We start from the raw sequence: 20,840 nt of genomic DNA on the forward strand, positions 1-20,840 counted from the left end.
ACTCGCCTTGTCCCATACGCAACGCCAGAGTAACCGCTTACTCAAATCCCAAAAAATAATGAAATGGGTTTCATGAAATCCATTTCATTATAACTTCTGGTTATCCCCTGGTCAATCCTACTTTACACAAATTTCATGCTTCAATCCAAAAACTTTCCAGAATACAGGCCCCCTCGTGCTGACGCACTCCACATACGCCTGGAAAGTTCTTGACCGGCCCTGGATGAACATACTTGAATGCGTGCACGGCAGACTTGTCTGGTAAGCAGCTTCCGGCGAGCGTTGTTGCGAGCTATTTTGTGAGCTATTCTGCGAAAATTTTCGGGCGGCCCGTGCTGTCACGTACCACCAGCTTGGGCTGGAGCACCGTCCGTTTTCGGGGATTTCTGCCGCTGATCAGCTCATGAAGCATCTCTACAGACAGCTCCCCCAGCTGGTTGGTGTTCTGCGACACCGTGGTCAGCTCCGGAATAACCGCTCTGGACAAGGGCGAGTCATCGAACCCGACGATCGACAGATCCTCCGGTATCTTCAGCCCATGCTGGGTGGCCGACTTCAACGCGCCGATAGCCGTAAAATCATTTACACACAATACCGCTGTCGGCCGTTCCTCCTGCTCCAGCATCCGGTCCATCAGCTTCCGCCCGCCCTCGATCGAGAAGTCGTGGAACATAACCCAATCCTTGCGCAGCTCAAGCCCCTGCTCCTTTAGCTTCATCCTCACGGACTTCAGCTTCACCTGAGTCGTGGAGGTCTCCTCCATCCCCCCGAGGAACCCGATTCTCCGGTGCCCCAGGTCCAGCAGATGCTGGGTGGCAAGCGCTGCCCCTTCCTCTTCATCGGTGTAAATGCGGTGCAGACCGCTCCGGGGCAGATTGCCGTTGACCAGCACGATCGGCACATGCTTTGACAGCTCCACGACCTCCTGGGACAACGCCGGCGGACACTGGTTCAGGTTAATCCTGCCGCCCAGGAAAATAATTCCATCCACTCTTTTCTCCCGAAGGATGCTAAGGTACTCTGACTCGCGGCTGTGCTCCCCCGCTGTATCGCAGAGGAAGAAGGTATAATGCTTCTCTCTGGCCACATTCTCGGCTCCCCAGAAGACCTCCGGGAAAAAGGGGTTGGTGATGTCTGGCAGAATCATGGCGATGGTGCCAGTCTCCTTCTTGAGTAGACTGCGGGCAAGCGCGTTCGGCTGAAACTGGTGCTTCTCAATCACAGCCATGATGATCTCCCGAGTGCTCTCCTTGACCGGAGCTGTATTGTTGAGGACACGGGAGACTGTGGCTACGGACACCTGGGCCTCCTTGGCGATATCATATATGGTAATCGTCTTCATCCTTTACCTCCTTGGTCTCGCGTTCCTGGCTTATGGCAACTTACATCCGGGGCGGATGGGTGCGGGGGGTTGGGGTGGAGCGGGGAAGTCGGCAGAGGGGCAGGGTGCAGTTAGGGCTGGAAGGGCGCGTGGAGATGGGCTGGTGCTTAGTGGCCCTTTGTTCGTGCCAATCGCCAACTGCTCCTCATTTTGCTCTACCGCCCACTTTTGGCCAATTCAGGGGTAGTTGTGCTCCTCATTTGCTCAACCACCCACTTTTGGCCAATTCAGGGGTAGTTGTGCTCCTCATTTCGCTCAATCGCCCACTTTTGGCGGATTCAGGGGTAGTTGTGCTCCTCATTTACGCCTGCTGCCCACTTCCCGCACATTTAATGGGATTTATCCCTCTGATTTCACCCGTGCGGCTCACTTCTGGTACTTTTAATGGGATTTATCCCTCTGATTTCACCCATGCAGCTCACTTCAGGCACATTTTATAGGATTTATCCCTTTGATTTCACCATGCGGCTCACTTTCGGTACTTTTAATGGGATTTATCCCTTTGATTTCACCCGTGCGGCTCACTTCAGGCACATTTAATGGGATTTATCCCTTTGATTTCACCGTGCGGCTCACTTCAGGCACATTCAAAGGGATTTATCCCTTTGATTTCACCGTACGGCCCACTTCCGGTACTTTTAATGGGTTTTTGCAGCCTGATTCCGGCGCGGTCAGTGGCGCATATATACTATACTTTCGGCTGTTTGGGTCAGGTAATACATAATTCCAGTTTGTCCACAACCGAAGCCCCTACATTTGCTCAACAGCACACGGAAGCGGTGGCGCTCTATTGAGAAGGACAGCAGCCGTTGCAGCGTTGGCAATAAGATGAGAAAAGCACCCCCGTCTAGTACCAAACATACTAATCTTTACACTGCAATCGGCAGCAGTGATGCTTGTCCGTGGGTGGACTGTATGGCTCAGCGGGCAACAGCATCGCGGTTGTGGCTGAGACCCTAGGTCCCTTGCTCATCGAAATAGCTGTTCAGGAGCTTGAGGAACACATTCGGAAAAGCGTAGTTCTTCATGTCCTCACGGCTGATCCAGCGCTGCGCTCCGCTGTCTGCCGCGTCGGCTGCGGCATCCCCGCTGTCGAACAGCGCCAGCGGTGCGTCTTCCGCCGGCTGTGCCCCCAGCGCCGCAAGCACTGCCCCGGCCTCTGCGCTCAGCGGGCCGTCCCCGCGCTGCGCCTGCGCTGCTCCGGCTTCCGCAGCCTGCGGGCCGTCTGCGCCCAGCGCGCCATCCGCGCGCTCCGCAGGAGCCGCCCCGTACACGGCGCGGCTCTCCGCTGCCAGCGGCAGCGCCGCCTCTTCCCTGCAGCGGTACACCTGCAGGGTCCACACAATATGGCTGAATGTATGCTCCGCAGCCATCCAGTGCCCCTCAGGCCGGGCGTGAATCCCGGCCTGGCTCATGGACCGGCGCAGCCGGTCCAGCGCTGCCGCTTCCGGCAGCAGCGCACCGCGCGCGCCACCAGCCTCAGCAGGCGGCGCAGGCCAGTGCGGCAGCTCCCACATGCGGGCCAGCAGCCCGCTGGCCGGCCGCTGCCGGATCAGTACCCGGCCCGCGTGCTCGCCGCGGCCCTCTACCAGGGCGGCCAGCCGCTCCTCCGGACGCGGCGGCTTCGCCTTGGTCTTGACGGGCAGCGAAGCCTCGCAGCCCGCCAGCCGCGCGGCGCAGTGCTCCATCACCGGGCACGGCAGGCAGCGCGGTGATTTCGGCGTGCAGATGAGCGCGCCAAGCTCCATCAGCGCCTGATTGAAGCTGCCTGCTTCCCCTTCGGGGATCAGCTCGGCGGCCAGCTTTTCCATCTTCACACGGGTCGGGCCTTTGGCAATGTCATCCTCAATCAGGAAATACCGGGATAAGACGCGCATCACATTGCCATCCACCGCCGGCTCCGGCCGGTTGAACGCGATGCTTAGAATAGCACCGGCTGTATACGGGCCTACGCCCTTGAGACCGAATACGGCATCGCGGTCATCCGGCACCTGCCCCCCGTACAGCTCCTTGACCTGCTTCGCGGCATGCTGGAGATTCCGGGCACGCGAGTAGTAGCCAAGGCCCTCCCAGCATTTCAGCACCTCTTCCTCCGGTGCATCTGCGAGCGCCTCCACGGTCGGGAACTGCTCAATGAAACGGTTGAAATAAGGAATTACCGTATCCACCCGGGTCTGCTGCAGCATAATCTCCGAGATCCAGATGTAATAAGGGTTGCGGTGGCGACGCCACGGCAGGTCCCGCTTCTGGAGGTGGTACCATTCCAGCAGGAACCGGCTGAAGAATAACTTGGCTTCCTGCTGCGCTTCTATGTGCTTCTCATCTGTGGTCATCGTTATTCTCCTTGCCGTTCATAATTATATAGTTACAGGCTGTGGCCGATCGTCCGCTCCACCACCGCGAAGGCCGAGGCCAGTCCTCGGCTGTGTGTAATGGTGAGATGAATGACATACTCCTGCTCCGGCAGCCCCAGCCGGGCCCAGGCCTCCGCCGACAGTATGGCTACTGGCTTGCCCAGCGCATCCGGCAGAATCTCAATGTCCTGAAAACCCACCATCTGTCCGATGCCGCAGCCCAGCGCCTTCACAACCGCTTCCTTGGCCGAGAATCTCCCGGCGGTGAATTCCGCTGTCTTCGCGCCTTTGCCTGCGGCCAGCACCCGCTCCGGCCCGGTCAGAATTCTCCGGGAGAAGCGGCTACCCAGGCTGCTCTCCGTAATCCCGGCAACCCTGCCGATTTCCAGCACATCATGCCCGATTCCGTAAATCACACTCCCACACCTCTCCTGGCTCTGCATTCCTTAACCCTCTTATATTACCTTCTATCCTTACCCTGCGTCTAATGATATGATCTTGCTAGGACTCCAGAGATCTCATGTAACAGTGAGGCCTGTCAGCTTCTCGGCCAAGTATTATTAATAATAGTCTTAGCGTCAGCTTTCTGCTATCTTAAAAGAAAAAAAACTGAAAGTCTATCACCCGCAAATCAGGTATATCTGGTAAAGAGGTACAACCGCCAGTTCCAAGAGATGAAGGAAAGGAAGAATACCTTATGTTCCGTAATTTTGAATTACCCGCAGGAGAGGATGCGGTGCTTCGCTGCTCCCATTTTCCCGCTCAGGGAGAGGCCCGGAGTGTGGTGGTTATCGCTCACGGCTACAAAGGCTTCAAGGATTGGGGGATGTTCCCGTATACGGCACAGGCGCTCAGCGACGAGCATGAAGTGATCAGCTTCAATTTCTCCCATGCCGGCATCGGCGAGGATCTGCAGAATTTCACCGAGCTGGACAAATTCGCCCGCAACACCTACCAGCGTGAGATCAAGGATATGGAGATCCTGCTCTCCTATCTGAGCCAGCACCACAGGTTCGGCAGCCTCCCGCTTTTCCTGCTGGGCCATAGCCGCGGCGGGGGCGACTCGCTCCTCTACTCACTGGATCATCCGGCAGAAATTGCCGGGGTCATCTCCTGGAACGGGATCACTAACCTGGATCTGTTCACAGAGCAGCAGAAGAGTGAAATGCGGGAAAAGGGCCGGACCCATGTGCTCAACGGACGGACCGGCCAGCAAATGCCGCTGGACGCCATCATTATAGAGGATCTGGAGCAGCAGGCGGAGCGTTACCAGATTCTAGAGCGGATGAAGCAGGCCAACTTCCCCGTTGTCCTGATTCAAGGCAGTGAGGACGGCGAGCATCTGCGGCGCGGCTCCGAGCAATTGGTCCGGCTGCGGCCGGATATCGAATGGGTGCAGATTCCCGGCGGCAATCATACCTTTGGCACCGTTCATCCTTTTGCCGGAACTACCCCCCAGTTAGAACAGGCGATATCCGCTACCAGAGAGTTCATCGACCGGGTGCTGGCGAAGTAGACCATCCATTTATAATGAGCCTCACATACCTGGCTGCCTAATTGTATTCGGTTTTCCACATACATTCGGCCCATTCGCCTTCTCACCACACATTGTATTCGGTTTTCCACATACATTTGGCCGGTGAACCTTCATACGAGCACATTGTATTCCGTTTTCCACATACATTTAGCCGGTGAACCTTCATACGAGCCGGATGTATTCGGTTTTCCGCATACATTCGGCTCGTTCGCCTTCGCACCAGCTTACTCTTACACAAAAACCGCCGGAGCGTCTGCATCAAGCGCAGCGCCCCGGCGGCTCCGGCATAACCTGTCTAGATCCCCGGAATACTATCGCGCTTATGCGCCGTTCTCCGGAAGAAGCGCTCCAGCTTCTCCGCCGCTTCAGGGCTGACGGTCTTCCCCTCCAGATAATCGCTGTTCTCCTCATAGGTGATTCCTAGCTCAGTCTCATCCGTCTGGCCCGGCCAGAGTCCGGCCGTCGGCGCTTTGGTCACGATATCCGCCGGCACGCCAAGCGCCGCAGCCAGCTGCCGTACCTGACGTTTGTTCAGGGAGGACAGCGGTGTTATATCGACGGCGCCATCGCCCCACTTCGTATAGAATCCGGTAATGGCCTCAGAGGCATGATCGGTACCCACCACCAGCAGATTGTTCTCAAAAGCAAGCGCATACTGCATCACCATCCGCGTTCTCGCTTTTACATTCCCCTTGCCCTGATGGGTGATATGCTTGTGCTGGCCCAGGGCCTTCAGGCTGTGCTCAACCTCCAGGGCGATCTCGTTCACCGCTTCTTCGATATTGGTCTCCACCGTATGGGTCAGCTCAAAAGCCCGGGCCACCGCATAGCTGTGCTCAATATCCTCCTGCTCCCCGTAAGGCTGGAACACCCCGAGTGTCATATACTCCTTGCCTTCCTCCGCCGTCAGCTCGTCCGTAGCCAGCTTGCACAGACCCGCAGCCACCGCGCTGTCCACACCTCCGCTAATCGCAATCAGCAGACCTCTGGCCCCCGCCTGGAGCGCATACGCTTTCAGGAAATCTACACGCTTACGTATCTCCGCATCCGTATCAATCGCCGGCTTAACTCCCAGCGTAGCAATAATCTCTTCCTGCAGACTCACAGGACCACCCCGTTTCTTAGAATTATAATCCCTGCCCTTAACACAAGTTAAAAAAATCCCGCATGAGCCAAGCCTCCGGCTGACGGCTGGCTGATGCGGGATCCTTACTTATTCATGCTGCTGCCCTCAGGCTGCAGGACATTATTACTGGCACACTCGGTCAAAAACTTCCTTCAGCTCCGCAGCAATCTCGGCTGCCGAACGGTCTTCCACACCGTGACGTTCGATGAAGTGAACCAGTTCGCCGTCCTTCATCAGCGCGATGGAAGGGGACGATGGCGGATACGGTGCGAAATATTCACGCGCCTTGGCGGTAGCTTCCTTCTCCTGACCGGCAAATACGGTGAACAGGTGATCCGGCAGAATCTCGTTCTGCAGCGCCTGGGCTACCCCTGGACGGCACTGTCCGGCGGCACAGCCGCATACGGAGTTCACAACAACCAGCGAAGTTCCCTTGGCTGCCGGAAGGGCTGCTTCCACCTCCTCCGGGGTCAACAGCTCCTGAAATCCGATGCTTGTCAGATCGTTGCGCATAGGTTGGATAGAATCTCTCATATATTGATTAAAAGACATGGACATTTCTCTGCACTCTCCTTCATCACTTGAATTGAGATAAGGTCAGAACCCGGATAACGTTACCGCGTTCCAGCACTACTTGCTAACTTTATTATACATACATACTCTGCGAAAGCAAGAGACGCAGCCTGCCGCTGCACAGCCCCGAAACGGTGCCGTCCCCGTGAAATCTGCTACATATATACAGGGCTCTGGACCGCTCCCTCTCTGGACTCCACCGGAAAAGTAACGATGACCGAGGTCCCGGACCCTACCTCCGATTCTACCCGTATCGTCCCGTTATGCCGCTCCGCAATACTGAGACAGAGCGGCAGGCCAAGACCTGTCCCCTGGCTCTTGGTGGTGAAGAACGGGGTGAACAATTGATTCAGCTGGCTCTGGGGCATGCCTTCTCCGGTATCCGTAATAATCAGCAGCACGTTATCCTCATGCTCACAGGCAGCCAGCGTCAGTACGCCCTTAGCCTCCATCGCCTCCATGGCGTTGCGGGCCAGATTCAGAATCAGCTGCTTAATCTCCCGGACATTGAGCTGCAGCAGCGGCATCGTCGGGCTGATTTTCAGCTCCACACTCTGGCCGCGGAGATTGGCATCCGCCCAGATCAGCGGCGAAAGCTCCTCCAGAACAGACTGGAGCCCGGCCGGCTCCTTGTCCGATACACGGGTCTGCGCCAGCGACAGAAAGTCATTGATGATGCTGTTGGCCCGGTCCAGCTCCTCCATGACAATATGATAATAGGAGTGAAGATCCTCCGGGCTCTTTTCCCGCATCAGCTGCAGGAAGCCGCGAACTACCGCCATCGGGTTACGGATCTCATGCGTAATGCCCGCAGCCATCTGCCCGACCAGCGACAGGCGCTCGACATTGTCAAGCTCACTGCGCATTTTCTCCTCTTCCGTCAAATCCTGAATAATCATGACGATGCCGCCCGGCAGCCCCGATTCATGCTGGAGCGGCGCGGTAAAAATATGATAGGTCATCGAATCGACCCTGATCTTGGTATTGGAGCGCTGTCTGCTCCGCAGAACCGCCTGTAACCGGTCCAGGGTAGCCTGATCCATGCTTTTGCCGAAGATATCACCAGCCGGCCTGGACAAAATAAACTCTCTGGTCAATAGGGGACAATGACGCTGCATCAGGCTCAGCATATATTCATTCACCTCTGTCACATAACCGTTGTCATCGAACTCTATAATATTCAGCGGAACCACATTTGTAATCTGCTGCAGCTTCTCCGATTCCCACTGGAATTTCTCCGAGATTCCCTGCATTTGGACCCTGACCTGCAGCTTGTCCCACGCCTTATCGATATAGGTGATGAACAAGGCGCCTAGAATTAGGGCCGTTAATCCGTATAGTCCGGCGAGAGCCGCTTGGCTAGGAGGTATATCCATGACGTTCCTGCCCTGTATATTCGGTACAATAACTATGAATAACATGCTCGGGAAAAGTGCGCCCCACAGGATGAAGATTTTGCCGGGTATCGCAGATTTCTTGAACATCCCGGACATACCGAAGAGCAGCGGATACAGCAGCACCCCTGAATTCAGGAAGAGATGCTCCAGACCTGAGGGCACCGAGAACAAGGCAGTACAGAAGAAGAAATATATCGCGAGGTAGACGCTGGAGCGCAGAGTACCATATAAGATTCCAATATACGCAGGGAGAATCGCCAGATTCAAATAGACCACCCCGAACATCGTAGCCGACAGTGCCATGCACAGCGTAATCCCCAGCGCACAGCAGATCATCAGAAAGGTATGATCATCGGGAAACCTGATGCTCCGGCGCAGGGGATGGCCCCGGTCCAGCCTCCACTGAAAGAGGAACAGGAAAATGCAGGCAGCCGATATTTGCAATAAAATATCCTTTACCGCATAAATAATTGCAATCACTCCTCAAATTGGTTAAAATTCCTTTTCCACTTAGATTAAAGCATAACCGCGCATTCCTGACAACGATAATCAGGTTTCGGTCGCTTGGATCTGGCTACACTCCGCCTGGAATGGTATGATGCCGTTAATAGAGTGTCGCAATAAGCAAAAGGAGCAAATGAATGAGTAACTATGATGTAATCGTCATTGGAGGCGGCCCGTCCGGGCTGATGGCCAGCGTAGCCGCAGCCGGACACGGGGCGTCCGTACTTCTGATCGACAAAGGGGCGAAGCTGGGCCGCAAGCTGGGAATCTCGGGCGGCGGGCGCTGCAATGTTACCAATATAAAGGAGACCTCGGAGCTGATCGCCCATATTCCGGGCAACGGCCGTTTTTTATACAGCTCGTTTGATCATTTCAACAACCGGGATATTATAGATTTCTTTGAGGGGCTGGGCATTGCCTTGAAGGAGGAGGATAACGGCCGGATGTTCCCTGTATCGGACAAGGCCGCAAGCGTAGTATCCGCTCTGATAGGCAAAGTGCGGAGCCTTGGTGTGCAGATCATGACAGACAGCCCGGTCCGGGAGGTTCTCTACGAGGAAGGAGCCGTCCGGGGCATCCGCCTGGAGTCAGGCCAAGCATTCGGCGCGAAGGCTGTCATCATCGCTACCGGAGGCAAGTCCGTGCCGCAGACCGGATCTACCGGCGACGGGTACCCTTGGGCTGCCGCTGCCGGACATACGATCACGGAGCTGTTCCCGACCGAGGTCCCCATTCTCTCCCGGGAGGCGTGGATCAAATCCGGGGAGCTGCAGGGCTTGTCCCTCCGCGATGTCATGCTGAGCGTCTGGAATCCAAAGGGCAAGAAAGTGATCTCTCACAGGGGGGATATGATCTTCACCCATTTCGGCTTATCCGGCCCGATTGCGCTGCGCTGCAGCCAGTTCCTCCGCCAGGTTCAGCAGAAGTCGGGAACCGATACCGTGGAGATGTCCATCGACCTGTTCCCGGACCTGTCCCTTCAGGAGGCGGAGTCTATGCTCCAGAATAAGCTCGATCTGGAGCCGAAGAAGGCTATCCGCAACTCGCTGAAGGGCCTGCTGCCCGAGCGCCTGATCCCGCTGCTGCTGGCGAAGAGCGGGCTGGACGGGGAGATCACAGGCCATCATCTGCCCAAGCTTGGCCTTGGGGCGCTGGCTGCCCTGGTGAAGCGGATGCCCGTTCAGGTTCATGGGACACGCTCGCTGGCGGAAGCCTTTGTGACCGGCGGAGGAGTTGCGCTCAAGGAGATCGACCCCAAGACCATGCAGTCCAAGCTGACCGCAGGCCTCTATTTCTGCGGTGAGATTCTCGATATTCACGGGTATACCGGCGGCTATAATATTACCGCCGCCTTCTCCACCGGCTATACTGCCGGTAAGCATGCGGCGGCGCAGTAAGGCGGATAAGCAGCGCCTATAGTTAGCTTCTGTCTGGCCTGCGATCCCGAGAAACATCCCGGCTGCTGCCAGTGGCAGCCAGAGCATCCGTAACAGCAAGAAGCCTTCCCCCGGCTTGCGGAGGAAGGCTCTTTGCTGTTATCTTGCAAACCTTATGACACTGAAGATACGGCCGATCCAGATTCCGGCGGCAGCCCCGACAGGGATAAAGATCAGCAAGCCCCACCAGCCATAGGCTGGCATGCAGAGCACTGCGGAGCACAGAACGGCGAAGGGCATCAGCAGAATAGGCATCGCCTTGGAACCGGCGTCCGCCTTCTGCACCTTGGTGAACGGTAGGATGCCGATATAATCATCCCCGGAGAACAGATTCCAGAAGGAGGTCAGCCAGTACGCCATCATACTAGTCAAGACAATATACAACAGCCACTTCAGCACTACCGGTACAATAAAGATTGCTATCAGCGACACCCCGGTGAACTGCAAATACAGCTTGAGGTGGGCCGGATTGCGCAGCAGCGCCTTCATCCCTGCGGCGGCGAAGCGGCTCTCGGGCAGCTTCGAAGCCAGCAGCGGCTGTGACTTGCGGAAGATCCAGGGCTTATAGCGTGTCGGCCGCGGCTTATCCAGCACACGGCGCAGCAGAATCGCCGCAATTCTCATCCGCTGCTTGTAGTCTTCGCGCACATCATTCATGAACGTGCCGCGCAGACGCAGGCGGGCTCTGAAGGCCAGGGCGGTCACCACCGCGTAGGCGGCTGCCGCCAGGAACAGAAGGGCCGGGCTGTCCTTCCAGAAGAGCGCGAGACGCAGGTAAATCCCGCAGGGTACGGCCACCGCCAGGATCAGCCACAGCCGGCGGCGGAAGCCCTGCCGCTGCACCTTGACGATATGGCCCAGCAGCTTAACGGCCCAGCTGCAGGCTATAGTCAGCGCCAGCAGGCCATAGGCGCTTGCCGCGCTCAGATCATAGCCGCGGATCAGAAACGGCAGCAGAATGACGTACACCGCCGCCATCTTCAGCGCAGTTACCCCTAGGCTATAGACCATCCCGCCCTTGAGGATCGTGCTGATCCAGTTCTGCCGCTGCCGCAGGAACAGCAGATCGCCTTCCTGGAGCAGCAGCACGATACCTCCGGTAGCCAGCAGAATGGCCAGCAGCGAAGGCACAACAACAAAGGGTACATGGCTGAACCAACCCGGGAGATTGCCGTTCCAGTAGCCATAGTAGAAGCGGCCGCCGAGGAGGCCCCCCGGGATGAGGATATACAGCAGGACCGTCCAGTCTACTGCCGTACGGATAATAGCAGTCTGCTCCCGGAAATGGGAGAACAGTCTTCGTTTTAAGAGATTCCTTGCAGCCGGGAACGCAAATGAATTCCGGCTCATGTTAATTCGTCGAAGCAATCAAACAGCGATCCCTCCGGCAGCCCCGCTTCCCCGCGTATCGCCGCAAGTGTTCCCTCGGCGGCAATTTTGCCTCCGGAGATCAGAATGAAGCTGTCGCAGATTTTCTCCGCTGTATCCAGAACATGCGTGGACATCAGCACCCCGGCGCCGCGTTCCCGTTCCGCCTCCAGCAGGCGCAGAAAATCCTTGGTGGCCCTGGGATCAAGGCCGATGAACGGCTCGTCCACAATATAGACATCCGGCTGTACCAGAAAGCCGAGCATGAGCATCATCTTCTGCTTCATCCCCTTGGAGAAGCCCGCCGGCAGATCATCGCGCACATGGGTCATGCTGAACTGTACCAGCAGCTGTTCCGCCGTGGATTCGAAGGCTTCATAGCTTAAGCCGTAGGCAGCGGCAGCCAGATCAAGATGCTCCCACAGGGTAAGGTCCTCGTAGAATACCGGCTGCTCCGGCACGTAGGCGTAGGACTGGTTCTCACCGCCCAGCTTCACCCGGGCCTTGGCATGCTTCAGCAGACCAAGCAGCGTCTTGATCGTAGTGCTTTTGCCGGCCCCGTTCGGTCCGATCAGTCCCAGCAGCTCTCCCTTTCTCACCTGGAAGGAGATTCCTGAGATGCGGATATCTCCTGCCTCATAGCCCGCTTCCTCAATTACCACATCAAGCACGGTATCCTCTTCATCGTAGTCATCGTCGTCTTCATAATACTTGTTGATTCGGTCCTCCGTCTGCTTCGGAGCCTGCTGTTCCTCTGAGCCTTCTGTCTCTTCCATATCTATCTCCATCCCCTGTATCATCATTAATTATAATGCGATCATAGCACCATAGACGGACCTTTGCTGCAATAATTTTCACCCTTCACCCGTCCTTCAAAAGATTGTTCAATTTTTTATAATTAAAAGTGTGCTTATTGTGACAAATGACATGTTCTTCAATCTTTGTTTGACGTATTGTAAAACTAGATATCCGGAAGGAAGTATTCCAAACCGTGCGGATAAGCCCGTACGATTAACAATAGAGGTGGAGAAGCATGATACAATCCTATGAACGCGATACTCAGTTGACCCTGCATTTGTACAGAGTTTTTGCCAAGTCCTTCAAGAGCATTAACGAGCATGCTGTAACCGGCAGCAAGATCGAAGGCTTCAATCCGACCGCCTTCGCCGTCATGGAGGTTCTCTATTACAAGGGACCGCAGCCGATCCAGCAGATCGGTGCCAAGCTGCTGCTGCAGAGCGGCAACGTTACTTATGTGATCGACAAGCTGGAAGAACGCGGCTACCTGCAGCGCAAGCCTTGCCCCAGTGACCGCCGTGTTATTTTTGCCGAGCTGACTACCGAGGGCGAACGCCTGATGAACGAGATGTATCCGAAGTACTCGGAGCGCCTGCATCTGGCCTTCAGCGGACTCAGCGACGAAGAGAAGGAACAGATGATTGTGCTGCTGAAGAAGATGGGCCTGCAGGCAGAGAAGCTCTCCCCGCTCCCGCGCAAATAAGCTTAGTTGAGGAATCGGCGGTTGTGAATGAATTCACTAATCAAGCCAATGTAGGGGTTGTTCCAAAAGCAGGTAACGGCTGCTTGGAACAGCCCTTTGTTTTGAGCAGGATCAGGCGTGATCAGCTTGTAAGGAGCAGCATTGTTGCACATCTTGCAGGATTCCTTTATAAAAGTTACTGACTGAAGCACAATGTTGCATTATTTGCACAAATTCCGATGTTGAGAGCAAGTTAGCGCTAAATTTGTTGCATTTCCTGCAGGATTTCAGCATAAACCGCTCCTATGGGGCAATATTCTTGCACTTTTTGCAAGATTTCTCTATAATCCACAATAGAAGAAAATCATAGTTCCCTAAATAAACACAAAAAATCGCTCTTTCTGGTAAATGGAAGGTCCGCCATCCATCCCCAAAGGAGCGATTTTTGTATGTTCAAACCCTCACTCGATAAATCTCATAATCAGGACAATCCGTGCTACGAGTTGAAGCTTAACGCTTCGATGGTGTATTCACTTCCTGTATGGAGGGCACCCCTTGGTCAAGACGCACCGAGATTACCAGGGAGATCACAGCGAACACTGCCATCACAATGAACAGGGAGTGCAGACCGCCCTCCAGCGCACCTTGCAGACTGCTCCAGGCTTCCTTAGGCAGCACGCTTCCGCTATGCGGGTTAAGCAGCTGGTTAATATCTGCGCCGGAGGCGGCTGCCCCCGGCTGTTCCGCCAGGCTCCGGTCAATACTGAAGTTCAGCCAGGAGCCGAAGATTGCCACCCCCACCGTCTGCCCGAGTGAGCGGGTGAAGGTGTTCAGTGCCGTAGACGCACCGCGCTGCTCATGCTGCACTGAGGACTGGGCGATAATGGTGAAGACGGTCGAGGCATAGCCGAAGCCCACCCCGCAGAATAGCATCAGCACCAGAAGCAGCAGCTGCGAGGAGTCTGCATTCATCAGCGTTAATCCCACGGCCGCGATAACAATCAGCGACAGGCCCAGCATCCCTGTACGGCGTGTGCCTGCACGCAGAATCATCCGCCCGCCCGCGATGGAGCCCAGCATCCAGCCGACCGACATCGGTGCCAGGAGCAGGCCCGAGAGGGCGGCGCTTTTGCCGAATACGCCCTGCACCCACAGCGGAACATACGTAGACAGGCCGATAATGAGCGTACTGACCAGCAGATTCGCGCCTGTAGATACCGCAATATTACGGATGGAGAACAGCTCCAGCGGCAGCATCGGCTCGGCGGCCCGGCGCTCCACGAACAGGAACACCACCAGCAGCAGAACAGCCGCCAGGAGAATAGCCAGCAGCAGCGGAGAATTCCATGGCAGACTCTGCCCCCCAGTCGTCAGGCCAAACAGCAGCGCCCCCATTCCCGCAGCGAACAGCAGCACTCCGGCTACATCGATCTTCGTCTTGCGGCGGACCTTCTCTTCCTTCAGATAACGTGAGATGAAGATAATCGACAGCAGGCCGAACGGCAGATTGAACACGAATACCCAGCGCCAGCTTAAATAATCCACTACATAACCGCCAAGCAGCGGCCCGACCAGCGAAGAAATCCCCCACACCGAGCTAAGCAGCCCCTGTGTCTTCGCCCGTTCCTTCAGACTGTAGATATCTCCGATAATGGTAAAAGTCATCGGAATCAGCGCCCCCGCACCGATCCCCTGAATCCCCCGGTAAATAATCAGCTGCTGCATACTCTGCGAGACTCCGCATAACAGCGAGCCTGCCAGGAACACTACAGCACCGCCTATGAACACGGGCTTCCTTCCGATCAGATCGCTCAGCTTGCCAAAAATAGGCGTGGTCACTGCCATCGCCAGCAGATAAGCCGTAAAGATCCAGCTCAGCCACTGCATCCCCTGGAAATCCCCTACGATGGCCGGACCCGCCGGACCCGTTACCGTCCCTTCAATCGCTGCCAGAAATGTGGCCAGCAGTACGCCTGTCAATATTAACTTCCGCTGCTTGTCCCCCAGTGAACTCAATGAATCCATACCTTCTCTCTATATTCTCTCTGTTCTCTCTCCTGCGCCCGTATCTCCTTGCAGCAGGGAATACATCACTACATCCTGATAGCCCGATGCCGTATGCCGGTATTGCCGCAGCAGGCCTTCCTGCCGGAAGCCAAGTCGCGTGAGCAGCCGCTCAGCGGAGAGGTTGCCCGGATGGCACAAGGCTTCCATCCGGTTCAGCCCCATGCTCTGGAAGCCGAACGCAAGCGCAAGCGTAAGCGCTTCCTGCATATACCCCTGGCGCATGGCTGCCGGTGACAGCTCGAAGCCGATCTCTCCCCGGTATGCGCCTTGAAGCTGCCAGTGGTTATAGCCGCAGCTGCCGATGACACTGCCTTCCGGCCCCAGGATGCTCCAGCGCAGGCTCTCTTCCTCCACCGCCCACTCCGCCAGCAGGGCAATTAGTGCTTCTGCATCCTCCACAGAGGACAGAGGGGGACCATCCAGCCAGGGCGCTACTGCCGGATGGCTCCAAATCGCGAACAGCGCCTGCGCATCCCCCGGCAGCATCGCCCGCAGACGCACCCTCCGTCCGCTTAATTCCGGGATAGCTCCCCCGCACACATACATGTTCCCGTCCCCTTTCAACCCTATCAGTATACATCTTATTCTGCCCGGATGGCGCATTTACCTGTCACTCCCGCTTACCCATCACAAATAGCGTCTGCCCCCATGGCTTGCCGCCACACGGTCAGACGCTGTACCTTATCCTTAATGTTATGTTCCATTCGGTGCAGCTACCTTCAGACTTAACCCGACGCACCCGCAGCCTTAACCGGCTTAAGCACTTCGGTGCACAGTACACCAAGCTTGGCCTGAATGGCTTTGAACTCTTCGATTCCTGTTCCCGTGACACTATAAGCGTCGCCATGGGCGGTGAGGAAATTCTCCTGGGTCAGCCGTTCCAGCTCCTGTTTCACTTCGCGCTCCGCCACCCGGTACCCCAGGTTCTCCAGCTCCGGCAGCATTTCCGTTAGTGTCAGATCCTTCTCATGTGCACAATATAGCATATGGATTCCAATAAACAAGTTCTGTACGTCGGCGCGCATGTTTCACTCCTTCTGGCTACTAGCCTGCTGTATTTATAAAAGCATTACCCTGCCCTGAGTTCCCGGAAACACCTCCGCTTAAGTAATTCTTGCTTCTTCCTCTTCTTCCACTAAGCGGTAAAACCTGTTGATCCCCCGTTAATGCTTGACGTATAGCGCTTCCCTGTACTATCTTGATAGTTAACAGTTATGGGATTCATACTGACTCAAGGTACAGGAAGGTGATGCTTCATGTTTCAAGCCATGCCTTATGACGGCACTCGCAGCGAACGGTTCGAAGCCGTTCTCAGCCAGCTCGGGGCACTGATGGAGGGTGAACCGAACGCCATTGCCAACTTGGCCAACGCTTCGGCGCTGTTAAAGCTCTCTCTGCCGGACACCAACTGGACCGGTTTCTACTTGTTTGACGGCACAGAGCTGGTGCTCGGCCCCTTCCAGGGACTTCCGGCCTGCATCCGCATTCCGCTGGGCCGCGGTGTCTGCGGAACCGCAGCCGCAGAGCGCCGCACGCTAGTCGTCGGCGATGTTCATGCCTTCCCGGGACATATTGCCTGCGATGCTGCCTCTAACAGCGAAATTGTTGTTCCACTTGTCAAAGGGGACACCCTCTATGGCGTACTGGATATCGACAGCCCGCTCAAGCACCGCTTCGACGACGAGGAGCGCCGCTTCCTCGAACGGTTCGCAGCCATGGTATCCGAGGTGCTGTAAGGCTAGCCTTCATCATCAGCAGCAAGTAAGTCCTGAACCGCAAAATACCCCCACAAAGTGGAGCTTAGCTTTGATGATGACTCAGGTACTTTGCGGGGACCCCAAAACATATCAATTCTTATGCACCAAAGAAGCCGCCCAACGCAGGAATTATTCCTGGGTGGGGCGGCTTTTGCTGTTCTGATTATACCGCCTGTAGCTGCGGCTATGAAGCTGCGGCCTGTACCGATGGCGTTACAGGCGGACCGGATCGATATGCCAGATCTCGGCGGCGTAGCGGCTAATCGTATTGTCGCTGGAGAATTTGCCGGAATGGCCGATATTGATGATCGACTTCTTCAGCCATTCCTTCTGGTTCCGGTAAGCCAGGTCAATCTTGACATGGGTCTCCACATAGCTGGCGAAATCCTTAAGCACGAAGAATTCGTCATTGTTGTCAATCAGCGACTGGAAGAGCGTATCGAACTCCTGGGCATGGGAGCAGAAGGGGCCAGGGACGATTAGCTGATCCAAGACTTCTTTTACCCGGCCGTCGCCATTATAGATATCGCGGGCGTGGTATCCGCCGTACTGGTAATAATCAAGTACCTGCTCTGCCCGTAGGCCGAACAGGAACATATTATTGTCCCCTACCATCTCATGCATCTCCACGTTAGCCCCGTCCATGGTTCCAATCGTCAGCGCACCGTTCATCATGAACTTCATATTGCCGGTACCAGAGGCTTCCTTACTCGCCGTGGAGATCTGCTCGCTGACATCGGCGGCCGGAATAATCTTCTCCGCCAGCGATACCGAATAATTCTCCAGGAAGAAAATACGGATCTTCCCGTTAATGTCCGGATCCCGGTTCACTACATCAGCCACTGTATTGATCAGCTTAATGATCCGCTTGGCCAGATGATAGCTTGGAGCGGCCTTGGCACCGAAGATGAAGGTCCGCGGCACGATATTAATGGATGGATTATCCTTGATCTGATTATACAAATGCATAATATGAAGAACGTTCAGCAGCTGGCGCTTATAGGCATGCAGGCGCTTCACCTGTACATCGAAGATCGAGTCGGGATCTACCGCGATACCGTGTTTACTCGTGATATATTCAGCCAGATGCAGCTTGTTGCGGCGTTTGATGGCGGCCACCTGCTCCTGGAAGGAGGCATCCTCACTATATTTGATCAGTCCGATCATCTCCTGGGGCTGATGCATCCAGCGGGTGCCGATCGACTCACTGATCAGTCCGGCAAGCTCCGGATTGGCATGCTGCAGCCAGCGGCGGTGCGTAATGCCGTTGGTCTTGTTATTGAAGCGGTGCGGATACATCTCATTGAACAGCCGCATCTCACGCTTTTGCAGAATCTCCGTATGCAGCGCCGCTACACCGTTCACACTGTGGCTGGCCACAATCGCCAGATGCGCCATCCGTACCTGATCATCATGGATGATCGCCATCTGGTTGATCCGGTCCTGATCTCCGGGATATTTGCTCATCAGCTCGCCGCAGAAGCGGGCGTTAATCTCCTCAATAATCAGGAAGATGCGCGGAAGCAGCTCTCTGACCATACCGATCGGCCACTTCTCCAGCGCTTCGCTCAGAATGGTATGGTTGGTATACGACACCATCCGGGTAGTCATGCTCCAGGCCTGATTCCAGCCCAGATGATAGACATCCATCAGAATGCGCATCAGCTCTGGGATCACCAGCGTAGGGTGAGTGTCATTGATATGCAGGGCTACCTTGTCAGGCAGGCTGTCAATCGGCAGGCCCGTCTTGGCGAAGGTCCGGATAATACTCTGCAGGCCGGCACTGCATAGGAAGTACTGCTGCTTCAGACGAAGCAGCTTGCCTTCGTACTGGGAATCATCGGGGTACAGGAATTCGGAGATGGATTCCACCGAACGCTTGTATTCGAGGAACTTGTGATAATCCGTACCGCCCAGCGTGCCGAAGACTCTCGATGGCTGGGTGATGGACTCGGCACTCCAGTTCCGCAGCGTGTTCACATGTCTGCGGTCGGCACCGATCACCGGAATATCATACGGAACCGCCCGTACGGCTTCATAATCCTTGTGCTCGAACACAAGCTCATCATTCTCCCAGCGGGTGTCCACATGTCCCCAGAAATGCACCTCGACCTGTTTGTCCTCGCGGCGCACTTCCCACACGTTGTCATTCTGCAGCCAGTAATCCGGCAGCTCCACCTGATAGCCGTCTACAATCTTCTGCTCGAACAATCCGTATTTATAACGGATGCCGCAGCCGTGTCCTGCATATTGCAGGGAAGCGAGTGAATCCAGGAAGCAGGCGGCCAGACGCCCCAACCCCCCGTTGCCCAGACCGGCATCGGCTTCCACCTCTTCGATATCCTGCAGACAGAACCCCAGATCCGAGAGGCCCTCGCGGACAACCTCCAGCACGCCCATATTCAGCAGGTTATTGCCCAGCAGCCTGCCGATCAGGAATTCCATGGAGAAATAATATACCTGCTTATCCTTGTCGATCTTGAACTTCTGATTGGTGTCCGCCCAGTCCTTACCGGCACTCTCCCGGATCATGTTGCCGAGAATATTATAAATGTCGGCGTTCGAAGCTTCTTCAAGCGGCTTGCCTAATTTCCCGATGAGTTTCTCACGGAACACTTGTTTGAAAGTCTCTTTATCGTTGAACAACAGCAGGTTCCTCCTTACACATGCATGTATTGGTTGATAATAGTGCCTATTACAACACTGGATCAGAAGAAATGCCCTGAAGTGGCACATTTCCCCTGATCCAGATATTATATCTTGCTGCTCTTGGCTATGACAAATGGACGCCTGCTGTCTCCAACGAGTATCCGGTCTTTGCTGAGATGCACATCTTTGTCCATGATCACATTCTCAATCACGGCATTCTCTTCAATCACGCATTTCTGCATAATCACAGAATTAATAATTCTCGCACCCTTACGAATCTGTACGCCCCGGAAAATAACGCTGTTCTCCACCGTCCCGGCGATTACACAGCCGTTGGCCACCAGCGAGTTGCTGACGGACGCACTATCCAGATAACGGGTAGGTGCCTCGTATTTAATCTTGGTCTGCACCGGATTCTCTTTGAACAGGCCAAAGTAATTCTCCTGCTTCAGCAGCTCCAGACTGTTCTTATAGTAACTCTCCAGCGAATTGATAACGGCATGGTAACCCTTATATTCATAGGCGGAGATTTTGAATTTGTGGCGGTTCTTCTGAATGGCATCGCGGAAGAAATAGCTCTCGCCATGGGCGATGCAATGCTCCACCTGCTCCAGGAACAGCTTCTTCTCCATAATGAAGATGTCCAGATACACATTCGGATGATGCTTCTCATGGTGGATATTCGTTACTACGTTGTCTTCATTAAGCTCGACCCGCAGGCACGGATCATGCTCCGGCTGAAGCTCGTCGATCTGCTTGTAGACCATCGTTACGTCCGCGCCCTGCTCCAGGTGATACTGATAGAGGTCCTGCAGATCCACCGTGTTAATGTGCTGGCTGCCGGAGAAGACGATGTATTTGGCCGAAGCCCTTCTGAAAAAATCCAGATTGTTATGATAATGCTGCAGGTCTCCCAGGGAGGTATCCGTAGGGTCATTCCAGTCCGGCGGCAGGATGAACAATCCGCCATGCTTGCGGTTCATATCCCACGATTTGCCGTCGCCGAGATGATCCATCAGCGACCGGTATTTGCGGCGGACGAACAGTCCCACGCTCTCCAGCTCCGCACGCATCATGTTGGACAAGACGAAGTCAATCAGCCGGTAACGGCTGGCGAAGGGGACCGCTGCCCCGCAGCGGAAATAGGTCAATTCATTTAAATTATCCAGTTCATGATCAAGATTAATTACGCCCATAAGCTCTTTCATCGG

The 20,840-nt window shown here is 55.4% G+C and carries 17 protein-coding genes; 4 read left to right on the top strand and 13 right to left on the bottom strand.

From position 1 onward, the window contains the following. Nucleotides 1–304: 304 nt before the first annotated feature. From NSS64_RS25700 to acpS, 3 genes are all read right to left on the bottom strand, one after another. Nucleotides 305–1,342: a LacI family DNA-binding transcriptional regulator gene (locus NSS64_RS25700; protein ID WP_340944846.1), complete on the bottom strand. Its 1,038-nt coding sequence runs from the start codon at nucleotides 1,340–1,342 to the stop codon at nucleotides 305–307. A gap of 995 nt (nucleotides 1,343–2,337) precedes the next feature. Further along, on the bottom strand, nucleotides 2,338–3,714 hold the full coding sequence (gene mutY, locus NSS64_RS25705) for an A/G-specific adenine glycosylase (protein WP_341141995.1): 1,377 nt from the start codon (nucleotides 3,712–3,714) through the stop codon (nucleotides 2,338–2,340). Between the two features lie 32 nt (nucleotides 3,715–3,746). Then, the gene (gene acpS, locus NSS64_RS25710) at nucleotides 3,747–4,151 is read right to left on the bottom strand and encodes a holo-ACP synthase (RefSeq protein WP_341141996.1); all 405 of its coding nucleotides are present in this window, start codon (nucleotides 4,149–4,151) and stop codon (nucleotides 3,747–3,749) included. Between the two features lie 281 nt (nucleotides 4,152–4,432). Here acpS and NSS64_RS25715 point away from each other — a divergent pair, with 281 nt between their 5' ends. Beyond that, nucleotides 4,433–5,251 carry an alpha/beta hydrolase family protein gene (locus tag NSS64_RS25715; RefSeq protein ID WP_341141997.1) on the top strand — a complete coding sequence of 273 codons (819 nt, stop codon included), beginning with the start codon at nucleotides 4,433–4,435 and terminating at the stop codon, nucleotides 5,249–5,251. Nucleotides 5,252–5,567: 316 nt separating this feature from the next. Here NSS64_RS25715 and nadE read toward each other — a convergent pair whose 3' ends face one another. The 3 genes from nadE to NSS64_RS25730 all read right to left on the bottom strand — a co-directional run bounded on the left by nadE (nucleotide 5,568) and on the right by NSS64_RS25730 (nucleotide 8,812). Then, nucleotides 5,568–6,377: an ammonia-dependent NAD(+) synthetase gene (gene nadE, locus NSS64_RS25720; protein WP_076086768.1), complete on the bottom strand. Its 810-nt coding sequence runs from the start codon at nucleotides 6,375–6,377 to the stop codon at nucleotides 5,568–5,570. 144 nt (nucleotides 6,378–6,521) lie between these two features. Continuing rightward, nucleotides 6,522–6,956, bottom strand: a complete 435-nt coding sequence (locus NSS64_RS25725; RefSeq protein WP_341141998.1) for a BrxA/BrxB family bacilliredoxin — start codon at nucleotides 6,954–6,956, stop codon at nucleotides 6,522–6,524. Nucleotides 6,957–7,126: 170 nt separating this feature from the next. Beyond that, complete coding sequence (locus tag NSS64_RS25730) at nucleotides 7,127–8,812, bottom strand: ATP-binding protein (protein WP_341141999.1); 1,686 nt, start codon at nucleotides 8,810–8,812, stop codon at nucleotides 7,127–7,129. A 197-nt stretch (nucleotides 8,813–9,009) separates the two neighbouring features. Here NSS64_RS25730 and NSS64_RS25735 point away from each other — a divergent pair, with 197 nt between their 5' ends. Next, nucleotides 9,010–10,269, top strand: a complete 1,260-nt coding sequence (locus NSS64_RS25735; RefSeq protein WP_341142000.1) for a BaiN/RdsA family NAD(P)/FAD-dependent oxidoreductase — start codon at nucleotides 9,010–9,012, stop codon at nucleotides 10,267–10,269. Nucleotides 10,270–10,407: 138 nt separating this feature from the next. On the opposite strand, the gene NSS64_RS25740 is transcribed toward NSS64_RS25735, so the two are convergent. Next, nucleotides 10,408–11,676, bottom strand: coding sequence for an ABC transporter permease (locus NSS64_RS25740; protein WP_341142001.1), 1,269 nt, complete (start codon nucleotides 11,674–11,676; stop codon nucleotides 10,408–10,410). Beyond that, complete coding sequence (locus NSS64_RS25745; RefSeq protein ID WP_341142002.1) at nucleotides 11,655–12,452, bottom strand: ABC transporter ATP-binding protein; 798 nt, start codon at nucleotides 12,450–12,452, stop codon at nucleotides 11,655–11,657. The genes NSS64_RS25740 and NSS64_RS25745 overlap by 22 nt, the downstream gene beginning before the upstream one ends. Nucleotides 12,453–12,709: 257 nt before the next feature. Between NSS64_RS25745 and NSS64_RS25750 the strand changes: the two genes are divergently transcribed. Continuing rightward, nucleotides 12,710–13,177 carry a MarR family winged helix-turn-helix transcriptional regulator gene (locus tag NSS64_RS25750; protein WP_036722277.1) on the top strand — a complete coding sequence of 156 codons (468 nt, stop codon included), beginning with the start codon at nucleotides 12,710–12,712 and terminating at the stop codon, nucleotides 13,175–13,177. A 489-nt stretch (nucleotides 13,178–13,666) separates the two neighbouring features. Here the strand turns inward: NSS64_RS25750 and NSS64_RS25755 are convergent, their stop codons facing one another. The 3 genes from NSS64_RS25755 to NSS64_RS25765 form a co-directional block, all read right to left on the bottom strand. Continuing rightward, nucleotides 13,667–15,181 carry an MDR family MFS transporter gene (locus tag NSS64_RS25755; protein ID WP_036722274.1) on the bottom strand — a complete coding sequence of 505 codons (1,515 nt, stop codon included), beginning with the start codon at nucleotides 15,179–15,181 and terminating at the stop codon, nucleotides 13,667–13,669. Between the two features lie 9 nt (nucleotides 15,182–15,190). Then, nucleotides 15,191–15,769 (bottom strand): GNAT family N-acetyltransferase, encoded by a 579-nt coding sequence (locus NSS64_RS25760; protein WP_341142003.1) that lies wholly within the window; start codon nucleotides 15,767–15,769, stop codon nucleotides 15,191–15,193. A gap of 179 nt (nucleotides 15,770–15,948) precedes the next feature. After that, nucleotides 15,949–16,248, bottom strand: a complete 300-nt coding sequence (locus NSS64_RS25765; protein ID WP_036700151.1) for a hypothetical protein — start codon at nucleotides 16,246–16,248, stop codon at nucleotides 15,949–15,951. A 231-nt stretch (nucleotides 16,249–16,479) separates the two neighbouring features. On the opposite strand from NSS64_RS25765, the gene NSS64_RS25770 reads away from it, so the two are divergent. Continuing rightward, nucleotides 16,480–16,959 (top strand): GAF domain-containing protein, encoded by a 480-nt coding sequence (locus tag NSS64_RS25770; protein ID WP_340944868.1) that lies wholly within the window; start codon nucleotides 16,480–16,482, stop codon nucleotides 16,957–16,959. Between the two features lie 234 nt (nucleotides 16,960–17,193). Here NSS64_RS25770 and NSS64_RS25775 read toward each other — a convergent pair whose 3' ends face one another. Beyond that, nucleotides 17,194–19,626, bottom strand: a complete 2,433-nt coding sequence (locus NSS64_RS25775) for a glycogen/starch/alpha-glucan phosphorylase (protein WP_341142004.1) — start codon at nucleotides 19,624–19,626, stop codon at nucleotides 17,194–17,196. Nucleotides 19,627–19,733: 107 nt separating this feature from the next. Next, nucleotides 19,734–20,837 carry a glucose-1-phosphate adenylyltransferase subunit GlgD gene (gene glgD / locus NSS64_RS25780; protein WP_340757339.1) on the bottom strand — a complete coding sequence of 368 codons (1,104 nt, stop codon included), beginning with the start codon at nucleotides 20,835–20,837 and terminating at the stop codon, nucleotides 19,734–19,736. Between the last annotated feature and the right edge of the window lie 3 nt (nucleotides 20,838–20,840).

It is taken from the genome of Paenibacillus sp. FSL H8-0122, from assembly GCF_038005345.1.
Lineage (GTDB): Bacteria > Bacillota > Bacilli > Paenibacillales > Paenibacillaceae > Paenibacillus_AQ.